Below are 23,416 nucleotides of genomic sequence, written 5' to 3' on the forward strand. Positions count from 1 at the left end.
TTATCGATTAAGACCTTTTTATGTCCAAAACTACGTTTGATGCTCAATCTATTTCTAACAGCCTACGCGCTGCCAAACACCAACCGCGTAAACGCTTTGGTCAAAACTTCTTACATGACGCTAGTGTCATTCGTCAAATCGTTGACAGTATTCGCCTAGAGCGAGATGACAATTTAATCGAGATTGGACCCGGTATGGGCGCGCTAACAGAGCCGCTATTGGCAGAAGTCGATGCGATGACCGTGGTAGAGTTGGATCGTGACTTGGCAGATAGTTTGCGCATTCGTATTGGAGCTAATAGCCATCCGAACTTTACGATTATTAAAGACAATGCCATGCATGTCGATTATCGTGAGCTGTATAGCCCTGAGCGCGGTAAGCTGCGCGTAGTGGGTAATCTACCATATAATATTTCTACGCCGATACTCTTTCATTTGCTCAGTTATGCGGATGTCATTCAAGACATGCATTTTATGCTACAAAAAGAAGTGGTTGAGCGTATCACCGCTGACGTCGGCAGTAAAACCTATGGCCGCTTATCGGTCATCATGCAATATTACTGCGATACCGATTATTTATTGACCGTACCGCGCGGTGCTTTTAATCCGCCGCCAAAAGTCACCAGTGCGGTTTTTCGCTTGACGCCGTATCTTAATAAGCCAGTCGTGGCAGAAGATGAAGAGTATTTTGCGCTCGTGGTACGCGAAACCTTTAACCATCGCCGTAAGACACTGCGGGCTATTTTTAAAAGTTCTACGCTACTGCCGACCCTAAGCGAAGCAGATTTTGCTGCTTGTGCCATCGATCCGCAAGCGCGTCCTGAAACCTTAAGTGTGAAAGATTTTGTCAATCTGAGTAATCAAGCGCGCCAAGTAGGAGCGTAATTTATCTAGCAGCGTAATTTATCATCTAAAAAGTATAGAGGTGTTATGAGTTTTCGCCATCAATATGTCATCGGTGATTTGCAAGGTTGCTACGCCGCGTACCTGCAGTTACTTGAAACCTTAGATTTTGACCCTGTGCAAGACAAGCTATGGTTTGCTGGGGACTTGGTGGCACGCGGTGAAGACTCGCTAAGTACGCTGCGTCATGTAAAGTCTCTATGTGAAAAGGGCGCTGCGGCAACGGTACTTGGCAATCACGATATCAATTTAATTGCAGTTTGGCGCGGGGCGACATCGATTAAGAAAAAAGACAAGACTGCGCCTATTTTTGCTGCCGATGATTGCGATGAATTATTAGAATGGCTACGTCATCAGCCACTACTGGCTTACCCTGATGAGCAGACGGTGCTGGTACATGCCGGCATTCCGCCGCATTGGACGATTAAGGCTGCGGCGAAATATGCGCAGCAGCTAGAGGCGCAGCTAAAAGGCAGTCTAAAACAGCTCGATCGCTTATTGCCACACTTATATAGCAAAACCGCCGATGAGTGGCATGCAGATATTCATGGCTATACCAAAATGCGCGCGATTGCCAATTACTTCACGCGTATGCGCTTGTGCAAACAAGACGGCACGCTTGAATTTGATTTTTCAGCAGGTTTGGATGAGCCGATGCCAAAGGATTTTTTACCTTGGTTTGAATGGCAAGTACCGCGAGCGCGCAAGGTGCTATTTGGCCATTGGGCCGCGCTTAAAGCTGAGGTCGACTTGCCGTATGCGCGTGCGCTTGATGGTGGCTGTGTTTGGGGTAATTACCTATTTGCTTATCGTTTGGGCGACGGTAAAACCATCACCTCAAGTGCTCACTGCGTACAGCCAGAAGAAGAATAGTCATTCTGCTTTATATAAAACTTTTTAGATAAAAACCTTAAAATAAATATTAACCTAGCATTTAAGCTGTCAGTTAAATCACCAGCTCAGCCACCAAAATTACCCATTAACTGGGTAGGTTTGGTGGTTTTTTTGGTTTAGGCAAGGGCGTTTTGGCATCGCCAGCGGCTTTACTATCAGGATTGCTATCTTCGCCTTTAGGCAGCTTATCGTACTGGATATCATTACGGTAAGGGACGCTGTTTAGCTCCTCATCTATTAGTCCATCATCGAGGTCGATCGTTTTTTTGGCGCTTACTGGCTTAGTAGTACTGTGCGTTTCTCGACTTTTCAGCGCCGCGTCAGCATGACTATCCGATATATTATTATCATAATCTATATCAGTAATCGCCTGCTCATTTTGCATACTTTCTTGCTTAGATTTGGGCAGGATTTTGACATCCGATAAACGGCGCACGACATAGTTATGGGGGATGGGTTGTCCGCCTTTATGAGCATGGGTATCATCAAAAATCATGTGACCTTGGCTGTCGATACGCGCGTACTTCATCGGTTTATCGCGTGGCCAAAAAAAGTCGGACGGGTGGGTCAGCATATGACTAAAAAGCTGCTTGGTTAAACGGCTCCACTCCATAAATTTGACTTCTTTAGAGCGCAGCGCCACAAACAATGCCAGCGAGAAGCTCACCATCAGATTGACCATTCCGATAAGGGCAACGCCCAAGATAGAGATGAAAACAACCGGCCAATCCCATTGATTGGCGGACATATTAAACAGTCCGTGCGCTAGATTCGCCGAGGCAAAGGCAATGTGGCGAATATCAATTGGCAAGCCAAATATAAAACCTATGGTGGCGGTACTGCCCAAGAACACCCCGAATAAAAAATTACCCATAATAGCGCCGAGATTGGCTTCGATAAAGCCGCCCAAACGCTGCAACCAAGCTTTGGGCAATAAGTATTGCAGTAGCCTGTGGCGCTGAATACGAGCGCCGATTTGGTTATAAACCGCCAAATTATCATAGTAACCAGCGATAAGACCCGCTAAAAATAAATACACGCCAGCGATAGCGGCATGCGGTAGGGCTAAGGAATGAAACGGGTCGAGATCATGCAGTAAGTGCGCGGCCTTATCGGCATTAATCATCGGCGCGCCCGTATATTGCAACCACGCAAACGAGATAATCAGCGCCACTGGTATTGCTACCATGACGTTACCCATAATCGCGACAAACTGGGTACGCAAAATATCGACCACCAATTCTGATAGCTTATTTAATTGGTGCGATTTTTTGCCAGAACCGTCAGAAATGGTAGAGGCGATTGCCGCGGCCGTCATAGCGGGCTGCTTGGTGGCGACCGTACCATGGACGATATGAATAAACACAAAGCCCAAACCATAAATCATACTGTTTATAAAAGCGCGCCCCATCGGCGCAAGCGCTAAGTGATACGCCAGTATTTTTATCGTTGCCATAAAAGCAATGATAAAACCGCCAATAGAGGCTTTTTTAAACATCTTTTGGTAGCCGGCCTTATCGGTACTAATATAATGCTCGCCAACGCGGCTGGCGTTTTCGGTGACCTTGCGTGACAAGAGCTTGGTATTATTATCAATCAAATAACCAATACTATAGCGGCGACTGGCGCTGGTAATCAGCGCTTGAATGAGCTCGATGATCGCCCGATCGCGCTTATCGTAATTGTCCGCCACCAGCTCGGTTAGGATGCGCATACGCCGTAAGCTTTGGTCCAAGCGCAGCATCATGTTGGTTAGGCGGATTGAGATACCGGTTTTATAAATGCGCTTGCGTATGGTAGCAACGATGTCTTCACATTGCTCAATCATCACCAGTAACGGCGCAGGGTCGACCGCCTTGTCAGGGATGATATCGGTTAACGTATCAAGCTCATGTGCTTCACGGTACTGATTGACGTACAGGACGGCTTCTTGATTTTGGGCCACAAATGATGCTGAATAATTGAGCATTTGCGGATAAAATTCCATCAAATCCGGATGCAAACCGATACCGCTGATACGATACGATAAAATAATAATTGCGTTTAAAATGCTGTTTTTTGCCGTCGCGACCAAGTTTAAATGTGGCTCATTGACCTTGAGTAGCCCGACCAGCGTATCCCATTTGTCCTTGTCGATGTTGGCAAGCCAGCGCTCATCAGAGCGTTTATCAAATAAATAACCGACCAGCTCAATAACAGAATCTTCTTGTGGCAACAGCGGTAAAAAACGATGGCCGATCAGGCGGCGCAGACTATTAAAAAAGCCCTGATCCGACATGATGCCCGTGTCGGTGTATAGCGCAATTTGGCGATATTCAATAATGAGTTTTAAAACGAAACTTGCCAGCCCATCGGCATATTCTGGATGCTGACGTAAAACATCAATCAAATCTTGCATCTTTTGATTGGCTAACGCGGGCTCTTTATCGCTCACCCGTAGCTCATCGATTAAGCGCTTGAGTACCGCAGGGTCTGGCACATCACTTAAGGCGGTAATCTGTTGTAAAATGTGTTTTATTTCTGACACATCGCATCCCTTATGTGGTTATTTCAGTCTTTGTTATTATTTAGTGCGGGCAAGGATATATTTGTTTTTCGCAATGGTTGTGTTTATCGATGTTGCAATAAGTAGGTGGGATTTTTGATTGCTAATTTTTAGCTCGCTAATGTATCGCTCTCTCGTTTAAAAATTAAAGAAACTTTTAGTAAAATTAATCCGCGTAACTGTGCGTTATTTTAATCGTAACGATGCATGGGCGGTTAATTATTTTGTTAGCAGTTATTCTCTTAGTGATTGCGCTGCTTGCTGCGACAGTATTTTTGGCAAAAAAAGGGACAGTAACGTGGCTGTCCCTTTTATCTTAGTTTGATACGGCTTACTTTATTATAAAAGTGAAAAATTAGCTAGCAGGTACATCAAAGTAAGCAAGATCAAAGTTCATCATTGGATCACTGCCAGCTTTGACCATCTGCGCATGAGCATTGATACGTGGCAAGATACGACCAACAAAATAATCGGCTAGCTTGGCTTTGTTGGTGTAGAACTCACCTTCTTTGCCATTCGCAGCTTCAACCATCAAGGCAAACATGTACGAGTAGGCGAGGTAACCAAAAGCATGCATGTAATCAACGGCGCAGCCATTAATCTCACTCTTACGTGAGCTAATATTGCTAAGCACAGTGGTGGTGAGCTCTTCAATGGTATCGGCAGCGTCTAGCGTCGCTTGCTTAATGCCGTGATCCGCTTGCATATTATTGACAAAATCACGAATCTCACCTAAGAAATGGGTGACATATTTGCCGTTATTGCGCGCAACTTTACGGCCCAATAAGTCAAGCGCTTGAATGCCGTTGGTACCTTCATAAATCTGGGCAATACGGGTATCACGGACGATTTGCTCCATACCCCATTCGCGGATATAGCCGTGACCGCCAAATACTTGCTGGCAATCAATCGTCGCTTCTAACGCTTTGTCGGTCAAGAAAGCCTTAGCAACAGGCGTCAGTAATGCAACGCGCGCAGCAGCGGCTTGAGCGGCTTCTGGATCAGTACTAAACTTCTCTTCATCGAGGTTTTTGGCGACATACATGGCAAAGCAGCGTGACGCTTCGGTGTTGGCTTTGGCATTTAACAGCATACGGCGAACGTCGGCATGATGAATGATGGCATCAGCAGGCTTTTCTGGGCTTTGGATTTGCGTATCGCTACGGCCTTGACCACGGTCATTGGCATAGAGCGCCGCATTTTGGTAAGCAAGCTCAGAACCGCCCAAGCCTTGCAGACCCATGGTCACGCGCTCATAGTTCATCATAATGAACATTGAAGACAGACCAGTGTTTTCTGCGCCAACCATCCAGCCTTTGGCATTGTCAAAGTTCATCACACAAGTGGCTGAGGCTTTGATGCCCATTTTGTGCTCGATAGAGCCAACCGCTAAGGTGTTGCGCTCGCCTAAGCTGCCATCTTCATTAACCAAGAATTTTGGCACTACAAATAGCGAGATACCTTTAGAGCCTTCTGGCGCATTTGGGGTTTTTGCGAGTACCAAATGGATGATATTGTCAGTGAGGTCATGCTCACCGCCGGTGATAAAGATTTTGGTACCAGAGATGTTATAGCTACCATCATCGTTTGGTACCGCTTTGGTTTTGATAATACCTAAGTCTGTACCCGCATGTGGTTCGGTCAAGCACATGGTGCCCGACCATTCACCGTTATACATTTTTTCTAAGTAAGTTTGCTTTTGCTCCTCACTCGCCGCCGCATTTAGGCAAAGTGTCGCGCCAACGGTTAGGTTAGGGTAGAGGGCAAATGCTTGGTTGGCAGTAAAAACCATCTCTTCGGTTAGCATGGTCACCATTTTTGGGAAACCTTGACCGCCGTATTCAGAATTACCGCTTAAGCCAACCCAGCCAGACTCGGCATACTGCTTATATGCGTCTTTAAAACCCGCTGGGGTTGTAACGACGCCATCACCTTCAAAGGTTGCGCCTTCTTCATCACCGCTGCGGTTAATGGGTAATAAGACGTTTTTTGACAATTTTGCCATTTCTTCCAAAATCATATCGACCGTTTCCATATCGACATGAGCGAGGTTTTCGTTATTTTGCCAAAATTCAGGCGCATTAAATACGTCATTTAAAATAAAGCGCATGTCGTTAAGAGGGGCATTATAAACAGCCATAAACATTCCTTTGGTTCAAATAAATAAAAGTGAGTAGGGCCAAGCGTTCAGTTGTTCTTGTGGGTGCCGCTTAAGCATAGATAGCTAAAGTTTAGCAAATTAGCGTAACGACGGGTGTTTTTCTTCGTGAATTGTGCGTACACCAAAAATAGTTATTAGGGCATATCCTAACAAAATCGGCAACACACCCAAGTATGTTGCCGATAAGAGCTGAATATTAGAAACTATACTACAATATTGAATTGAAAGATTTTTTCAATTAAAACGCAAATTGATCAACGTCCATAGTCATGTACGGCTCAACGCCCGTGCTGATGCGCTGTACGTGCGTGGTAGTACGTGGCAATAATTTTGCAAAGTAGAATTGTGCGGTTTTAACTTTGGCATCATAGAAAGCTTTTTCACCAGTGCCGTTAGCGATTTCTGTTTGCGCGACCAATGCCATACGCGCCCATAAGTAAGCTAGCGTGACGTAACCGCTGAAGTATAAGTAATCAACCGCCGCACCGCCTACCGCATCTGGGTTTTCAGTGGCTTGCATGCCGATACGGGCAGTCAAATCGCTCCATTCTTTTAAATGCTTGGCAAGTGGGCGGATAAACTGACCCATCTCGTCATTGTCTTTGTTCTCGTTGCAGAATGTTTGGATGATTTTGATGAAGTTGGCAAGCAATTTACCTTGTGAACCCAATACTTTACGGCCGAGTAAGTCTAACGCTTGGATTTCAGTGGTACCTTCGTACAAGCAAGAAATACGTGTATCGCGGACGTTTTGCTCCATGCCCCACTCGCTGATAAAGCCATGACCACCATAAACCTGTACGCCATGGTTGGCTGCTTCTAGACCAGTTTCAGTTAGGAAAGCTTTTGCAATCGGTGTCAACAGTGACAGCATTTGGTCAGCAAATTTTAGGTCATCGCCTTCGCCTTTTGCTACGGTGTCAGCAAAATGTGAGAGATAATAAACCAGCGCGCGACCACCTTCAGCAAAGGCTTTTTCGGTCAATAGCATGTTACGAACGGCTGGATGCACGATGATTGGGTCAGCGAATTTATCTGGCGCTTTAGCACCTGATAGCGAGCGCATAGCGAGGCGGTCTTTAGCATAGGTTAGTGAGCCTTGGAACGCATACTCTGCTGCGGTTAAACCTTGAACCGCTGTTCCGATACGGGCAACGTTCATAAAGGTAAACATGCATTGTAAGCCACGGTTTTCTGGGCCAATCAGGTAGCCAGTTGCACCGTCAAAGTTCATGACGCAAGTTGCTGAGGCTTTAATACCCATTTTGTGTTCGATAGAACCACAAACGACGTTGTTGTTTTCGCCAAGGCTATTGTCTTCATTTACCAACACTTTAGGTACGATAAATAGTGAAATGCCTTTGGTGCCAGCAGGCGCGCCTGGTAGACGGGCTAGGACGATATGAATGATATTGTCGGTTAGGTCGTGCTCACCCGCTGAGATAAAGATTTTTTGCCCAGTGATGCTATAAGTGCCGTCATCGTTTGGCTCAGCTTTGGTACGAATAATACCCAAATCAGAACCGGCATGCGCTTCGGTCAAACACATGGTGCCTGACCATTCGCCGGTGACCATTTTTTCTAGGTAGGTTTGTTTTTGCTCATCAGTACCATGGTGCTCGATGGTTTGAATCGCGCCGTGTGATAGACCTGGGTACATAGAAAATGACCAGTTGGCCGTACCAACCATTTCATTGATGACCGTTGATAGTGAGAACGGCATGTTTTGACCGCCAAATTCCTCTTCAGCAGACAAAGCCGGGAAGCCAAGCTCGCAGTATTGTTTATAGGCTTCTTTAAAACCTTTTGGCGTGGTGACAGTACCGTTGTCAAAATGACAGCCTTCTGCGTCGCCGCTTTGGTTTAATGGTGACAGCTCATTTTCAGCAAAGCTTGCCGCCATCTCAAACAAACTGTCCATCAACTCGCGGTCTGCTTCTTGGAACGCAGGCAAGGTTTTGTAGTGGCTTTCGCTGTCAAGTAACTCATGCATCACGAATTGGATATCACGTAGAGGCGCTTTATATTGCATAACTTCCTGTCCTTTTTTAGGATGCGACCGGCAGTAAGGCGGCAACCATCAGTGATTTTCATTACTGAAATCTGAGTCGCTCGCCTGTTACTAGTAGGGGGGTTGTCTGTATGAATAACGGACAACAACACCGATCATATGAAATAAATTGAGAAGAGTAAAAAAGAATTATGACTGTATTCGTAAATTCTTGGTAAAAGATAGGCGTTCACTGGCAAATATACAAGTTTGGTGACAATACTGATAAGTCATCAACCTGTATTGCATCCAATATATCATCGAGCTTATACGCTAAAAATTGAAGCATTATTTAATAATAATGGTAGAAAAATTCAGGCAATTTACTCTTGAGAGATAAGTCTAAGGAGAGTTAGTTTTAGACAAATGTTGCTGCGTTAGCATTTTGGTTGCTTCATCCGCTGTCATCGGCTTACCAAACCAATAACCTTGCCCGTACTGACAGCCCATGCTAAGTAGCAAATCACGTTGTTGCTCGTTTTCGATGCCTTCGGCGATAACCTGCATATCAAGCGCCTCTGCCAAATCCAAAATCGCCTTAACAATCGCGCGCTGTGTCCGGTCGCCCGTTATTTTGGAGATAAAGCTTTTATCAATTTTAATAAAGTCGAACGGGTATTCTTGTAAATAGCTCAACGAGGCGTAACCGGTACCAAAGTCATCAAGCGCCAGACAGATGCCAAGCGCCTTGAGTAAATCAAGCTGTTTTTTGACATTGGTGTGGCGCTGTATCAAGGAAGATTCCGTCACTTCAATGTGCAATTGATGGGCGGCAATATCATGATTTATCAGCAAATGCCTGACCAATTCAAAAAAGTCCGGCTGACTAAATTCAGCGGCATCGGCATTGATACAGATATGTTGATGAAAACCCAAACGTTGCCATGCCGATAGCTGCTTGGCGATTTGAATGGCCATTTGCGAAAATAGCTCAAACGACAGTTTATGAGAAATGACCGCATCCATAAAATCCATGGGTTTTAATAAACCGCGGGTAGGATGTTGCCAGCGCACCAACGCCTCAAAACCTGTAATGATACCCGTATCTAAGGCGAATTTGGGCTGATAGTACGGCACAAACTGACCGTCATTGGTGGCCGCTCTAAGCTCAGACTCTAGCTGTATATTGTGCGTGTTAACTTCATTGATGGATTTATGATACCAGCAGACATCATCGCCGCCTTGTTGTTTCACATAATTCAAGGCTTTTTCCGCTTTGGTCAAAAGCCCAATAAACTCATGATCATTTTCAGGGAAATAGCTGACCCCGACAGAGATATGGCAATAGACCTGCGTTTCTTTGTCCGTGCTGTCATTTAAGAAAAAAGGACGCTCGCACATTTGCATCAAGCTGTCTAACTGATTGCGTACCATATGGGCATCACTGCATTCAAACAATAAGGCAAAATCATCACCGCCAAAATGAGAAAAACAGCGCAAATGTTCAAGCTCTAGCTCTTTGGTGCGGCGTACAAAGTTTTCTACCAAGGTGTTGATGCTATCAGGTCCCAATAGACTGGCGAGATTGCGATAGCGGTCAATGTTTAAACGTACCACCACCACTTCTTGATAGCTGTCCAACAACAATTCACTGGTCTGACTTAAAAACACTTTGCGGTTTGGCAGTCCAGTAAGCTGATCGTAATTTAGCAGGTGCACAACTTCTTTTCTGTTTTGAGCAAGCGTCGCCATATCGCGAATGATACCGATGTAATAAGCGGTTTCTTCTAAATAAATGCGGCGGTAAGTGATATGGCAGTCAAGTATTTGTCCGTAGCGGTTTGCCATGGAAAAATCAATTTCACAAAATCCGGTGCTGTCTAAACTGTTAATAAGGTTCTTGAGCACGGTTTGTTCATCGTCTGACAAAAATTCGGCAGCGTAAATACCAAGCGGGCGCCCAAGCAAAAAGTCTTCTGTATAACCAAGCATCAGCTCATAGCTGGCATTGACGGATAAATAGCGCAATTGGGTGTCTAATATAAATATGGCGTCTTCAAACTGCTCACATAATTTGACCAGCAATTGCTGCTTATCTGATATGGGTATAGGAGTAAAAGCGGTCATAATGGGACTCATAACATCAAATTGAATAATAAATGAAGCTTTTATAGCAGTAGCGAGCTTTGATAGCAGGGCGTTGCTGATTAAAGGCTTAAAGCTTGCAAAGTCGCTAACGCAACCACGGGCGCTGTTTCAGTGCGTAGTACCCTTGAGCCAATTTGCCACGGCGCAAAACCAGCGTCTGCGGCGCGGGCGCATTCGTCAGCGCTGAGCCCGCCTTCAGGTCCGATTAATAATTCCACATAAGGGGATTGCTGTTTTAACACGACGGGCAGAGTCTCGGGCATCAAAGGTTGTCCAGCTGCTGGCACGCTCAATTGTAGACGCAGGTCGGCTGGCTGCTGTAGTGCTTGATAGTAAATATCTTGGCTCAGCTCAGCTACGATTGGGCTGACCATCATCTCATTTTTATTTTCGTTTTCGTTAGCTGCTATATTTGATAGCCAGTCATCAATCGATAATGGCGCGATAATAAGGGGCGGGCGATTGAGGCCGCATTGCTCACAAGCAGCAATAGCCACTTGCTGCCAGTGGGCCAGCTTTTTCTCTACTTGCGCAGGTTTGAGATTAACCTCGCCATGATGACTGGTTAGCAGCTGAATAGCGCTCACGCCAAGCTCGGTGGATTTTTGAATGGCATAATCCAGGCGCTCACCGCGACTCATCACTAGGCCAATTTTCGTTAAAATAGTGGCATTGCGGTTAGTCTCTAGGTGCGCCAATAACGTCACCGCGGCGTGTTTTTTACTAATGCTTTGCAAACGTACGTGATATTCACCGCCAAAACCGTCAAATAAGATTCCCTCATCGCCAATATTAGCGCGCAGTACACGGCACCAATGATGGACAATACTTTCGGTTAACTCGACACTGGCACCAATAGCTAAGCTACTAAGCTTGGGGTAGGTGGGGACATTTTTATCACTGCTGTCATTACTAGTGGCATAAAAGAAACGGCGCAAAGTTACTTAATTCCTATAATAAGGGTCATGATATTTTTTCAATATCTTAGCAGAATATCAGTTGAGTGGGTAAAACGATTGGCACGAGTGGCATTCGCATAAATGCAATTCCCATACCAAAAAGACTGGCGCCCCTAAGAACGCCAGTCGTTAAACAATACATTCGATAAAGTTTTAAGCAGTAAGCCCGAGTGCTTCAACCAAGCGCTTGTTTGGCTCAACCTTATTCATGCTATAAAAATGCATGGCAGGTACGCCCTCAGAGATCAAGCGTTCGCACAAACGATAAACCACATCAAAGCCAAACTCGCGAATAGCGCTGCGGTCATCACCAAAATCAGCCAAGCGCTTACGCACATAACGCGGAATATCGGCGCCGCAGCTATCGGCAAAGCGCACAAGATTACTAGAGTTGGTGATCGGCATAATACCCGCGACCAATGGCTGCGCCACGGTATCAATGCCGCGTTTTTCTAAGATATCACGCAAAAACAAGTAGCTATCAGCGTTATAAAAAAACTGCGTAATCGAGGCGTTGGCGCCGGCTTGGTATTTGTTCACCAAGTTATCAACGTCAAACTCAAAGCTCCGCGCTTGCGGATGCATCTCAGGGTAGGCGGCGACCTCGATACGGAAGTGATCGCCTGAATGCTCACGGATAAACTTCACTAAGTCCAAGGCAAATGGTAGCTCGCCCATGCCTACTTGCCCTGATGGCAAATCACCACGCAAAGCGACCAAACGTTTGATGCCCAAACCTTTGTAAAGATCAAGTAATTCAGCGATTTGACTTTTATCATCGCCAATACAAGACATATGCGGCGCAATGTCCGTGTCACCACGCGCACACAAAGCTTGCACGATATCAAGCGTACGGCTACGGGTTGAACCGCCAGCGCCATAGGTCACTGAAAAGTACGCAGGTGACAGCTTATTTAGCTCGTCATAAGTGTTTAGTAGCTTCTCACCACCTTGCTCGGTTTTTGCCGGAAAAAACTCAAAGGAGAAAGCAGGCTTACTCACAGGCTGGCTCCTTAGTATTTATAAGCGTCAGGCTTAAACGGACCTTCGACAGGCACGCCTAGATACTCAGCTTGCTTTTCAGTCAACTTCGTTAAAGTACCGTTAAAACCTGCAACCATCGCCGCGGCAACTTCTTCGTCAAGTTTTTTCGGTAAGACTTTGACGTACAAATTGTCAAAGCGCTCATCAACTGGCAGCTCAGCAAATTTTTCCTCAAACAAGTACATTTGTGCCAATACTTGGTTAGCAAATGAGCCGTCCATCACGCGTGATGGGTGACCTGTGGCGTTACCTAAGTTCACCAAGCGACCTTCAGCAAGCAAAATCAAATAATCGTTTTCGTCATCTGAGCGGAATACTTGATGGACTTGCGGCTTAATTTCAACCCAGCGCCAGTTGTCACGCATAAATTGGGTGTCGATTTCAGTGTCGAAGTGACCGATGTTACAAACGACTGCACCAGGTTTTAACGCCGCTAGCATATGTCTATCACAAACATGGTAGTTGCCGGTAGTAGTGACGATCAAATCAGTGTCTTCTAGCAGGCGAGTGTTGATGCTCTCCGCGCCGCCGGTGTTATCGCCGTTGATGTAAGGTGACAATACTTCATAGCCGTCCATACATGCCTGCATGGCACAAATAGGATCAACTTCTGAGACACGGACAATCATGCCTTCTTGACGTAAGCTTTGCGTTGAGCCTTTGCCGACATCGCCATAACCGATAACTAAGGCGCGGCGACCTGCAAGGAACATGTCGGTTGCACGTTTGATGGCGTCATTTAGGCTATGACGGCAGCCATATTTGTTGTCATTTTTAGATTTAGTAACCGCGTCATTAACGTTGATAGCCGGTACTTTTAGCGTGCCTTTATTAAGCATCTCAACCAGACGATGGACGCCTGTAGTAGTTTCTTCAGAGATACCATGGATGTTATCAAGCATTTGGGCATAATCATTATGAATCAAAGCGGTTAAATCACCGCCGTCGTCCAAGATTAAGTTTGCATCCCAAAGTTGACCGGACGCTTCGCCGCCAACGTGGATTTGTTGACGCAAGCACCACTCGTACTCTTCTTCGGTTTCGCCTTTCCAAGCATAAACAGAAATACCAGCAGCAGCAATCGCAGCAGCAGCATGGTCTTGAGTTGAGAAGATGTTACATGAGGTCCAGCGTACTTCCGCACCGAGCGCAACTAACGTCTCGATAAGGACAGCCGTCTGAATAGTCATGTGGATACAGCCAGCGATTTTTGCGCCTTTAAGCGGTTGGTCGGCTTCGTAGCGACGACGCAAACCCATCAGGGCAGGCATTTCGGCTTCAGCTAAAGTGATTTCACGGCGACCGTAATCAGCAAGGCTGATATCGGCGACTTTATAGTCAGTGAAAGAGGGGTCGATCGTATGGGCAGATGGGGTGTTAGACACTGCGTCCATAATATGCTCCTATCAGTTAATAGATAAAAAGAATAAAAACGCAGGTGCCGTTATTTGCACTGTTCATAACCAAAAATGGTCATAAACAGTTAACCGAGCCTAACATAACAAATGATCTGCAAAGCGATAAAGCTTAAATGCAATAAGTACTTATTATGGCGCAACACCTCTCGGAGGTCGTTATTGTAATTGATGAGGATTAATTTGTCACCTATTGGCTCCGGAAAATCGTAAGTGCTTGCATCATAAAAAAAGGCCATCGATAGATAGCGATAGCCTTGATTTTTTTTGATAATCACAGGAATTATATACTGCTAGACAGGTTTATTTCCAAGTATAAGTCAGAGAGGTTAGGAAATTAGTGCCGTCAGTGTTATAACCCGGCTCAGTGAGGTATTTTTCATTAAACACGTTATTTAAGCGAGCCGACATCGATAAATTCGATGATAGCTGATAGTTGCCGCTGATATTTATAATATTGTAGTTATCAATTTTAGACGTATTTTCAATATTACTATAGTAATCGTCAACATACTGGTACTCTGCACGGATGTCTAAGTCAGAAAGTTGGTAGCCAACATAGACTGTACCTTTATGTTTAGGGCGAGTAGGCAAATAATTACCGTCGTTATCTTTACCACTATCATCTTTAGCTTCTTGATAATCATAGCTTAAACCAAACAAATAGTTATCAAAAAACCAGTCACTGGTTAAGATTACACCTTCAATTTTGGCCTCAGCATAGTTTTTACGTTGATAGCTTGCATCACTTGCGATCATATCTTCTACTTCATTACGATACCCAGTTAAGTGTGTAGATTGGAGTAAGGTGTCATACTCAACAAAAGCTTCATAGTTATCACTTGTCTCAGGCTTTAAGTTTGGATCACCACCCCAGTCGAATAAATCATTAAAAGTTGGAACGCGATAGCCTTTGGCGTAGTTAACACCAACACGTAGATCTGGTGTTAAGCGATAAGCAGTACCTAAGTTATAAGTGGTTTCACTATCATACTCAGAGTAGTCATCATAGCGTACGTTAGCTTGTGCATCGATCTTATCTCTAGATAGCATATAGCCTAAAAAGCCACTGGTCACTTCTCGATTGTCAGCTTCGGGGTATGCACTTGTATCTATTTCTTGTTTTAGATGCTCTATACCATATAGCAATTTATCAGTAGATATTGAATGACTGCCTACTAAGCTAACTTGTTTTTGTGTCGTATCATAGAAGCTGGTATAAGTAGTAGCCGTCGTTTGAGATTCATCGATAGAGTGACCATATGATAGTTTTAATGATGACGTAGGCGAGTAATTCCAATCGATGAATGCTTGAGCCGCACCGTTTTTTTGCTCTGCCTTTGTAAAATCTTTCCCCGTAGTTTTGCCACTGTCAAAATCAGTCGTTGACTCACTGTATAATCCGCTAACGCCCACTTTTAAATCTGGGTTGATTTTTTGGCTAAGGTGTAGGCTGTAGTTATTACTTTTGAAGCCATCTTCATCTAAATTATGAATACCCCAAGGGTGAGTAGGAAGTGTAGCGTTAATACCATCCGTTTCATTATGACTGGCAGAGATACTTAAGCTGGTACCTTGGTCATTAATAAATTGAGCAGTAGCACCATATAAAAACTGATCGTGCGATCCTGCACCCACTGTGACTGATAGTTGACTTTGTTCAATGTTAGAATCTTTAGTGAATATTTGAATGACACCGCCCATGGCGTCGGCACCATAAATGCTAGAACCAGAGGCTCCGTAGAGGATTTCAATACGATCGATCTGATCTGCAGGTAATAGGCTTAGAGCAGGTTCTCCAGTAGATACTGAACTATAGCGAATACCATCAATAAGCACCAATATTTGCTTGCTATCATAACCACGGGTATAAAAGCTACCTACCGTTCCTAGTCCACCATTTTGTTTGTAATTGAAGCCTGGTTGGTTTTTAATAACATCTAAAGCCGTTTGTCCTTGATAACGTTGTAGCTCTTCTTTATCAATCACGCGAGTCTGAGCGATGACATTACTGGTCTTAGTTGGCGTCCGAGTGGCGGTGACGACAATTTTATCAAGCTCAACTTGTGGCAGCTCGCTGTGATTGATAACGCTACTATCACCAGTCGCAGCTGTGGCACTCATAGCAAATCCGCCTAACGCACTTAAGATACACAACCGCAGATAGGTGGTCGAAGATGAACGTGATAAAGCCATATTGAATTCCAAAGTTGAATGACAAGTTGAACAAAGTAAAAAGTTACAGAAGCGAGAGCCTAAAAGTAAAAAATTACAAAAAGTAATATGAGTTTTACATGCGCTTATTATCTATAAAAGCTACGTACTTATAAACCACTTTGTCCTAATATTTATTCAGCATACGCTGAGTGATGCTCATGATGACGGGTATTTATTTGGGTTGTCTAGCCATTGATAGTGTTTTTTAGGCTTTTAAATAAGTATCATCTGCATTAAAGGCAAGCACTATTTTAACCAGTAATAAAAACATGCAATCAAACGCATTGCTGTGATTAATAATTGCTATTATAGTGGCGGTTTTCATTTATTTACTGTGCTGCTCTTCCTAAAGCTAAGAGGTTTGTTTTGTCTATTCAGCGTCATCTGAGTGCTCGTACTGCGCCATCTGCATCATTTATATCTTTAAAAATAAAAATGCCGCTCATGGTAACGGTGTTTTTATTTGCGATGCTATTGAGTGTATTAAGCGTGGTTTTTTCACATAAGGCGCTTGCTGCCGAAGCCAACATATTAGGCGTGGGTGGTCAAACTGAAGAGGTGGTCAATACCTCGGTGCCCGATTCTTTCGGACGTGATACGCCGCGCCATACTGTACAAGGCTTTATTAAAGCGTTGGGCGATAACGACTATCTGCTGGCCAGTAATTATCTAAATTTATCCAAGTCTGATAATCCAACCACCGTTGTACGCCAATTTAAGCAAGCACTCGATGCGGGCGGGCGTTTTCAGCCTGATTTGCAAATTAACAATACGCCTGAGGGCAATTTAAGCGATCAGCTACCGCCAAGCCAAGAAAACGTCGGCGTGATTAATGTCGGTGATAAGAGTGTGCCGCTGGTGCTCGAAAGAGTGGCCTCTAAGCAAGGCGAGCAGTATTGGCAGTTTTCAAACGATACCCTAAGCTCGATACCAGAAGTGATAGAGAATTATCAGCCGACGCTGGTTTCGCGCTACACCATTGACTCATTAGATGGTAAAAAGCTATTTGGTTATCAGATTTCCGATATATTGGCGGCATTAGCCATTATAGTCAGTAGTTTTATCTTCACTTACATCGTGGTTTGGCTGCTCTATTATTTATTAAAACTGATTTATCCTCGCCTACGAGGTGAGACGTTACCTTTACCTAATAATGTGATATTGCCACTGACCGTCGTTATCACGGCGCTGATATTGGCCGAGGTCATGGTTTATGCTGGTATATCAGTGACACTGCGTGAACCGATTAAACGCTTTACCGATATTGCCTCTTGGGTGGCGACGACGTGGCTATTACTACGCGTTATTGATTCGATATTTACCCGCGCGGTCAATTTAAGTTATAAGAAAAACTATACAGAACGCGTTTCTATCTTGGGCCTCATGCGTAAGGTGGTTAAAGCGCTGTTATTGATATTTGCGGTCATCGTCATTTTTGGTAATTTGGGTTTTGACTTGACCACAGGTATTGCGGCACTAGGGGTCGGTGGTTTAGCCTTGGCACTTGGTGCGCAAAAGACGATTGAGAACTTGGTCGGCAGTGTGGTGGTGGTGGCAGATTCGCCAGTACGCATCGGCGACTACTGTAGCTTCGGCAACCAAGCAGGTACGGTGATTGATATTGGTATTCGTTCATCACGAGTGCGTACGCTGAACCGGACGATTGTGACGGTTCCTAATAGCGACTTCTCATCGATGCAAATTGAAAACTATACTTCGCGGGATATGTTTCACTTTTTGCATAACTTATATATCAAACGCAATGCGGATATTGATGTGGTCTTTAAGATGGTCAAAAAATTGGATCAATTTTTGGACGAGCACGAGCTGACCAATCAGGAGTGGAATCAGGCCAATATTTCAGAGCTGCGCCAAGACTGCTACGTCATTCAACTGCGCGCTTATATTAATGCGGTCGATTCGATAGAGTTTTATCGTAAGCAAGATGACTTGTTGGTCGACGTGTTGACCCTGGTGAAAAAATACGATGTCGAGCACGCGCTGCCAACGCAGCAGCTGATTGTCAATCAGGCTGAGCTTGAGCCGCAACCTCAGCTAGAAACCGTGACCGATAATTCGATAAACGAAGCAGCGGACGCAAGCGATGCGGGTGAAGCAGACACAGATGCCAATAATGGTACTGACAATAACGATACCGACGATGAGCAAAAAGCGCTTGATTTAAATAAAAATGCTGACAGTGCGACGAGTGAGAAAAAGGCTCGTAAAGAAACCACTAAAAAGCAAAAACTACAAAAGCATAAACATCGTCTGTTAAAAAAAGGTAAGTTTAAACACGCCAAAAAGAAATTTGGTTTTTCAATTTGGAATCAGCCTTAATGTTTTGTGTGGTAATTTTGCTCAAGATTTATTGAACGTTTTATTTATAAAGCTATGACTTATAAAGGGATAGCGGTTTTTTGACGCAAAAAACCATAATATTGCCATAACAATAAGCTGGCAGCGCTACGGTGCGGTGACCAATCTTGGGTCAGGTTTTTTAATTGTTTTGGCGTTGGGCGTTCCGCTAGTGCTAGCAACTCCATCGTTGCTACTTTGATGGCTAAATCATCGACCGCCAGCACATCGGCGCGCTTTAACGAAAACAGCAAATACATCTCAGCCGTCCAGCGCCCAATGCCAATCACGGCGGTTAGAGTTTTGATAACTTCCTCGTCGGGTAGGGTTTCTAAGGCAGCAAAATCTATATTGTGCTCGACCAAAGAGCGCGTATAACGAATTTTTTGCTTAGAGAGCCCTTGCGCGCGTAAATCCTCATCGGACGCGGCACTAATTGCTTGCGGCGCCGTCAAGCCTGCATCAAGCAAGCGTTGCCAAATGCTTGCCGCTGCTGCTACAGACAGCTGCTGTCCAACCATGGCTCTCATTATCTGTGCAAATCCGCCCGCGCTATGCCGTAAATCGGGCACGCCGACTTGTTTATATACCTCGGCGAACTTTGGCTCGATAACAATCAAATTGTTAATATGTGCTTTTAATTCTTGTCTGTTTTCGATGGTTTGTATGCTCATAATTGCATCGCTTAGCAAAAAATTTGCATTAAAATAATGAGAGTATGTATAGTAGATTCAAATTAAAAGTCTTACAGCGATACAGGAATGAATTTTGCGCAGCCTCTGGGAACACAGCAAGCAAGAAAAATTTATGCCTGTATCGCCTCTGAACTTATAACAGTTTTACTTTTAATCGACTACATCAAAGAGCGGCTTCAAAAAAAATAGCGATTTATTGCTATAAAAAAGGACTGCATGGTGGCAGTCCCTTTTTTAATCTATAAGCTTATTCTTTATCGGTTTTGGTCTTTTTAAGCAGTACCAATACCGCGCCATTACCGCCATCTTTTGGCGGAGCCGAGCAAAATGCTAGCACTTCTGGCAGTTGACGTAGCCAACCATTGACGCAGGTTTTTAAAATGGCCTCAGAGCCTTTACCATGGACGATTTTGACCACAGTTTCATTGTTTTGCTTGGCTTGGCTGAGCAATTGGGTCATTGCATCGCGCGCTTCTTCGATGGTGCAGCCGTGAATATCTACCGCGTCATACCAGCGCAGTTTGCCCTGTTTTAATTGGGTAAAAATCTTGTTTTGTAGGGTAGGCTGCTTATAAGACAAATAAGCTTCACCCGCGACAGGATTTAAGAGCGCTTGCATGTCTGATAAACCTGCACCTAAATCGCCTGCTTCGCTGCCCTGAGCGGCTGCGCGTTTTGAAAGCGTGGCGGCATCGAGCTTGCCAGTTTTTGCGGTATTGACAGGCGAGCGGACGTTTTTATCTTCTAGCTTGCTGACGCCATGCATGGCTTGCATAAAAAGCACTTTATCGTCGTCGATATGTTGGCTATCTAATTGCTTAACCGTTTTTTTGACTTGTTTTTGGGTCAACAGTAAAACAGGTTCGGTGGGCTTTTCATTTTCACCTTCTGGTGAATTGGTATCGCGACCTTTACTCAATTGCCCTTTAAGCTCTTTTAGTTGGTCTTGCATTTCTTTTGAAAACAGGGAGTTTGACATAATAGTTAATGTATCGTTGGTTGGTGAATGAGTGCTGGCTTTATTTAAACCGTTGCTTAAACCGTTTTAATTACTTTACTCGTCTACTGCGACGCCCGCAAGTAAGGATTGTAACGCTTGCCCCGGATGCTCGGTTTTCATAAACTGCTCACCGATTAAAAACAGCTGAATATCATGACCTAGCATCAAGCGAATGTCATCGCTGCTATGAATGCCGCTTTCGGTCACAATCAGCGGCCGCTCTAGGCTGTCATTGGGATTGGCAGCAAACGCATCATCCATCGCCAATTCGCGCAGTAAGGTGTTTTTTAAATCAAGTGTCGTTTGTAAGTCTACATCAAAGGTATTTAAATCGCGATTATTAATGCCATAAATGTTGTGCTCTGAGCGTGGTAACTCGAGCGCGCGCTCAAGCTCGCCTGCTGTATGCACTTCAATTAATACATCCATACCAAGCTCGATGCTCAGCGCATGCAGTTCTTGCACTTGCACGTCATCAAGGCAGGCCATAATCAACAAGATGCAATCAGCGCCCATCAAATAAGACTGATAAATCTGATAGACATCGACCATAAAATCTTTGCGCAATATGGGCAAACTACAAGACTCGCGGGCTTGGATTAAATAGCTGTCATCACCTTGAAAATAATCTCGATCGGTCAACACCGACAGGCAGCTTGCGCCCGCTTGCTCATACTGCTTAGCAAATAACGCTGGTGCAAAGTTATGATTGATAATGCCTTTAGACGGCGAGGCTTTTTTAATTTCCGCAATAATACCGATATCCGCGGCTCGCAAAGCAGTGGCAAAACCGCGACGCGGCTGAACATTTGCAGCAACTTGCGCTTTTAGTTCCTCAAGCGGCAATGCCGCACGAGCAGCGGCAACTTCCTCATATTTGGTAGCGACGATACGCTGCAAAACTGAAGGAATAGCGGTATCTGGTTTTGTATGGGCGGTCATGGCTATATTCCATTATTTAAGCAAACAGTTGGACAAATAATTAGGTAAACAATTAGACAAATAAACTATAGGCTGTATAAACAGCAGCGATTAATAAGGTTAGGAATGCAGTGCTTTTTTATTACTTTTCTATTAAAAATGAACATTAAACCTTTGCAGCTTCAGCCGCTAATTGCTGCGTATATTTGGCCAATGTTTCAAGCTTAACTAAGGCGTCACCATTTTGAATAACCTGTTGTGCGCGGCTCACACCATTTGGATAATTGCTGGCAAGTCCGGCGGTATATATTGCCGCACCGGCGTTTAACGCAATCATATCACGAGCCTTTAGAACAGCGCGGTCATTAGTCTCTGCACCTGATAAAGCCGCGCGAATAAGCGCCAGGCTTTGCGCTGGCGAATCCACATCAAGCCCGATAAGGGTTTGTGACTCGACGCCGGCATCTTCTGGCATCATCTCATAGACAGAGATTTCACCATCTTTCAATTCAGCCACTGTGGTTGAAGTTGCCAGACTGATTTCATCCAAACCATCTTTGGCACCGACAACCATCACATGGCGCGCGCCCAGATTTTTCATTACTTTTGCTAAAGGCTCACAGAGCTGCGCGGTAAAGACGCCAATCACTAAGTTTGGTGTGCCAGCTGGGTTGGTCAGTGGTCCTAAAATATTAAAAATCGTCCGTGCTTTTAGCTCACGGCGTACCGGATTGGCATAACGCATCGCGCTATGATGGTTGGGCGCAAATAAGAAGCCAATCCCTTGGTTTTCGATACACTGCTGCGTTTGCTTTGGGGTTAAAGAAAGGCTAATACCTGCTTGCTCAAGTAAGTCTGAGCTACCCGAGTTGGTCGAAACGCCGCGGTTACCATGCTTAGCAACCTGCGCGCCCGCTGCTGCTGCGACCAACGCCGAAGCTGTCGATACGTTAAATAAATTGGCCCCGTCGCCACCCGTACCGACGATATCAACCATATAATGGCACTGTCTTGGATTGATATTGGCGGCTAAGTCACGCATGGCACTTGCTGAGGCGGTGATTTCATCGATGGATTCGCCTTTCATACGCAGACCGGTCAAAATCGCGCCCATCATGGCATCGCTGCATCTGCCTTGCATAATAATCAGCATCACTTGATACATCTCATCAAAGGTCAAATCGATATGCTGAAAAATTCTGCCTAACGCGGTGGTCAGGAGCTTGTGAACACTCTCATCTGAGAGCTGATTTATGTCTTCAACGGTTTGCTGGGTTTGGTTAAATTGCTTCATCGCTGATTTTTCGTCCTGCATAGCGGCAGTGGTCATAATATTCTCACTTATTATTATCTTTTATAGTTGTCGTTTAAATTGATTAGGTTAAATAAAGCGCATTGATTAAAACCGCTATCCTACTTGTGGCAGCTCATCCGAGGGCACAACTGCTAATTGATGCATTTGCAAAAAGTTATTTAGCAGCTGATAACCCGCTTCACTTAAAATAGACTCGGGATGGAACTGAACGCCTTCAATCGCAAACTCGCGATGGCGGATGCCCATAATCTCTTCGATATTGCCATCAGCATTTTGCGTCCAAGCACTGATTTCAAGGCAGTCTGGTAAGCTTGCTTTATCAATCACCAGCGAGTGATAGCGGGTAAAGCTTACTGGGCTGGGCAAGTTGACAAACGCTCCTTGTCCATTATGATAAATAGCCGATAAACGCCCGTGCATGACCTCATTTGCTTTGACGACTTTACCGCCAAATGCTTGCCCAATCGCCTGATGACCCAAGCAAATACCTAGTATCGGAATGACACCTTTAAAAGTCTTAATGACTTCTAGCGAGATACCAGCGCGGTCAGGGTCGCAAGGACCGGGGCCAATCACAATCATAGCGGGCGCAAGGGCTTTAATCTCATCAATGCTGATGTCATCGTTGTGCCAAACGCTGATGTCCTGCTGCAATTCGCCGAAGTACTGTACAATATTGTAGGTAAAGCTGTCGTAATTATCGATCATCAAAATCATTATTTGTTCAACTTAGTATCTTCGCTTCTCTAACTTGCTAGCAAGTTAACCGCCGTTATCTTAACACTATTTTGCTATCTATCAAATGTCGCGCTGCTGCACGCCGATGGTAATAGTGCACTATAAAGGTGCGTT

At 44.7% G+C, this 23,416-nt stretch carries 16 protein-coding genes; 3 read left to right on the top strand and 13 right to left on the bottom strand.

What is annotated here, in order from left to right; all coding sequences use genetic code 11:
- Positions 1-20: 20 nt before the first annotated feature.
- Together rsmA and B4240_RS11330 are read left to right on the top strand one after the other, a co-directional pair.
- The gene (rsmA, locus tag B4240_RS11325; RefSeq protein WP_296239282.1) at positions 21-884 is read left to right on the top strand and encodes a 16S rRNA (adenine(1518)-N(6)/adenine(1519)-N(6))-dimethyltransferase RsmA; all 864 of its coding nucleotides are present in this window, start codon (positions 21-23) and stop codon (positions 882-884) included.
- Between the two features lie 45 nt (positions 885-929).
- Complete coding sequence (locus tag B4240_RS11330) at positions 930-1,775, top strand: symmetrical bis(5'-nucleosyl)-tetraphosphatase (protein WP_296239283.1); 846 nt, start codon at positions 930-932, stop codon at positions 1,773-1,775.
- A 106-nt stretch (positions 1,776-1,881) separates the two neighbouring features.
- Here the strand turns inward: B4240_RS11330 and B4240_RS11335 are convergent, their stop codons facing one another.
- The 8 genes from B4240_RS11335 to B4240_RS11370 all read right to left on the bottom strand — a co-directional run bounded on the left by B4240_RS11335 (position 1,882) and on the right by B4240_RS11370 (position 16,254).
- Positions 1,882-4,323, bottom strand: coding sequence for a site-specific recombinase (locus tag B4240_RS11335; RefSeq protein ID WP_296239284.1), 2,442 nt, complete (start codon positions 4,321-4,323; stop codon positions 1,882-1,884).
- 373 nt (positions 4,324-4,696) lie between these two features.
- Positions 4,697-6,481 (bottom strand): acyl-CoA dehydrogenase C-terminal domain-containing protein, encoded by a 1,785-nt coding sequence (locus B4240_RS11340; RefSeq protein WP_296239286.1) that lies wholly within the window; start codon positions 6,479-6,481, stop codon positions 4,697-4,699.
- A 259-nt stretch (positions 6,482-6,740) separates the two neighbouring features.
- On the bottom strand, positions 6,741-8,534 hold the full coding sequence (locus B4240_RS11345) for an acyl-CoA dehydrogenase C-terminal domain-containing protein (RefSeq protein WP_296239288.1): 1,794 nt from the start codon (positions 8,532-8,534) through the stop codon (positions 6,741-6,743).
- Positions 8,535-8,894: 360 nt separating this feature from the next.
- Positions 8,895-10,619 (bottom strand): putative bifunctional diguanylate cyclase/phosphodiesterase, encoded by a 1,725-nt coding sequence (locus tag B4240_RS11350; RefSeq protein ID WP_296239290.1) that lies wholly within the window; start codon positions 10,617-10,619, stop codon positions 8,895-8,897.
- An 80-nt stretch (positions 10,620-10,699) separates the two neighbouring features.
- The gene (locus B4240_RS11355; RefSeq protein ID WP_296239292.1) at positions 10,700-11,578 is read right to left on the bottom strand and encodes a 16S rRNA (uracil(1498)-N(3))-methyltransferase; all 879 of its coding nucleotides are present in this window, start codon (positions 11,576-11,578) and stop codon (positions 10,700-10,702) included.
- A 174-nt stretch (positions 11,579-11,752) separates the two neighbouring features.
- A complete protein-coding gene (locus B4240_RS11360; protein WP_296239294.1) occupies positions 11,753-12,601 on the bottom strand; it encodes a methylenetetrahydrofolate reductase in 849 nt (282 codons plus the stop codon).
- Between the two features lie 11 nt (positions 12,602-12,612).
- Complete coding sequence (ahcY, locus tag B4240_RS11365) at positions 12,613-14,037, bottom strand: adenosylhomocysteinase (protein ID WP_296239297.1); 1,425 nt, start codon at positions 14,035-14,037, stop codon at positions 12,613-12,615.
- Between the two features lie 324 nt (positions 14,038-14,361).
- Positions 14,362-16,254, bottom strand: a complete 1,893-nt coding sequence (locus tag B4240_RS11370; protein WP_296239298.1) for a TonB-dependent receptor plug domain-containing protein — start codon at positions 16,252-16,254, stop codon at positions 14,362-14,364.
- A 387-nt stretch (positions 16,255-16,641) separates the two neighbouring features.
- On the opposite strand from B4240_RS11370, the gene B4240_RS11375 reads away from it, so the two are divergent.
- Positions 16,642-18,615 (top strand): mechanosensitive ion channel family protein, encoded by a 1,974-nt coding sequence (locus B4240_RS11375; protein ID WP_296239301.1) that lies wholly within the window; start codon positions 16,642-16,644, stop codon positions 18,613-18,615.
- A gap of 59 nt (positions 18,616-18,674) precedes the next feature.
- Here B4240_RS11375 and B4240_RS11380 read toward each other — a convergent pair whose 3' ends face one another.
- The 5 genes from B4240_RS11380 to B4240_RS11400 form a co-directional block, all read right to left on the bottom strand.
- Entirely contained in the window at positions 18,675-19,307 is a 633-nt protein-coding gene (locus tag B4240_RS11380; RefSeq protein WP_296239302.1) for a DNA-3-methyladenine glycosylase family protein, read from the bottom strand.
- Between the two features lie 268 nt (positions 19,308-19,575).
- The gene (locus B4240_RS11385; RefSeq protein WP_296239303.1) at positions 19,576-20,307 is read right to left on the bottom strand and encodes a Smr/MutS family protein; all 732 of its coding nucleotides are present in this window, start codon (positions 20,305-20,307) and stop codon (positions 19,576-19,578) included.
- Positions 20,308-20,382: 75 nt separating this feature from the next.
- Positions 20,383-21,270, bottom strand: a complete 888-nt coding sequence (gene trpC / locus B4240_RS11390) for an indole-3-glycerol phosphate synthase TrpC (RefSeq protein ID WP_296239305.1) — start codon at positions 21,268-21,270, stop codon at positions 20,383-20,385.
- 145 nt (positions 21,271-21,415) lie between these two features.
- Positions 21,416-22,543: an anthranilate phosphoribosyltransferase gene (trpD, locus tag B4240_RS11395; RefSeq protein ID WP_296239365.1), complete on the bottom strand. Its 1,128-nt coding sequence runs from the start codon at positions 22,541-22,543 to the stop codon at positions 21,416-21,418.
- Positions 22,544-22,657: 114 nt separating this feature from the next.
- Entirely contained in the window at positions 22,658-23,281 is a 624-nt protein-coding gene (locus tag B4240_RS11400) for an anthranilate synthase component II (RefSeq protein ID WP_296239306.1), read from the bottom strand.
- Positions 23,282-23,416: the final 135 nt, after the last annotated feature.

The organism is Psychrobacter sp. UBA5136 (assembly GCF_002414005.1).
Taxonomy (GTDB): Bacteria; Pseudomonadota; Gammaproteobacteria; order Pseudomonadales; family Moraxellaceae; genus Psychrobacter.

What these genes read in the sequence shown, in the direction of transcription:
- trpC (WP_296239305.1), bottom strand. Translation starts at nt 21,270, where the DNA reads ATGACCGCCCATACAAAACCAGATACCGCTATTCCTTCAGTTTTGCAG.
- B4240_RS11340 (WP_296239286.1), bottom strand. Translation starts at nt 6,481, where the DNA reads ATGGCTGTTTATAATGCCCCTCTTAACGACATGCGCTTTATTTTAAAT.
- B4240_RS11330 (WP_296239283.1), top strand. Translation starts at nt 930, where the DNA reads ATGAGTTTTCGCCATCAATATGTCATCGGTGATTTGCAAGGTTGCTAC.
- ahcY (WP_296239297.1), bottom strand. Translation starts at nt 14,037, where the DNA reads ATGGACGCAGTGTCTAACACCCCATCTGCCCATACGATCGACCCCTCT.
- B4240_RS11400 (WP_296239306.1), bottom strand. Translation starts at nt 23,281, where the DNA reads ATGATTTTGATGATCGATAATTACGACAGCTTTACCTACAATATTGTA.
- B4240_RS11380 (WP_296239302.1), bottom strand. Translation starts at nt 19,307, where the DNA reads ATGAGCATACAAACCATCGAAAACAGACAAGAATTAAAAGCACATATT.
- rsmA (WP_296239282.1), top strand. Translation starts at nt 21, where the DNA reads ATGTCCAAAACTACGTTTGATGCTCAATCTATTTCTAACAGCCTACGC.
- B4240_RS11350 (WP_296239290.1), bottom strand. Translation starts at nt 10,619, where the DNA reads ATGACCGCTTTTACTCCTATACCCATATCAGATAAGCAGCAATTGCTG.
- trpD (WP_296239365.1), bottom strand. Translation starts at nt 22,543, where the DNA reads ATGAAGCAATTTAACCAAACCCAGCAAACCGTTGAAGACATAAATCAG.
- B4240_RS11370 (WP_296239298.1), bottom strand. Translation starts at nt 16,254, where the DNA reads ATGGCTTTATCACGTTCATCTTCGACCACCTATCTGCGGTTGTGTATC.
- B4240_RS11385 (WP_296239303.1), bottom strand. Translation starts at nt 20,307, where the DNA reads ATGTCAAACTCCCTGTTTTCAAAAGAAATGCAAGACCAACTAAAAGAG.
- B4240_RS11345 (WP_296239288.1), bottom strand. Translation starts at nt 8,534, where the DNA reads ATGCAATATAAAGCGCCTCTACGTGATATCCAATTCGTGATGCATGAG.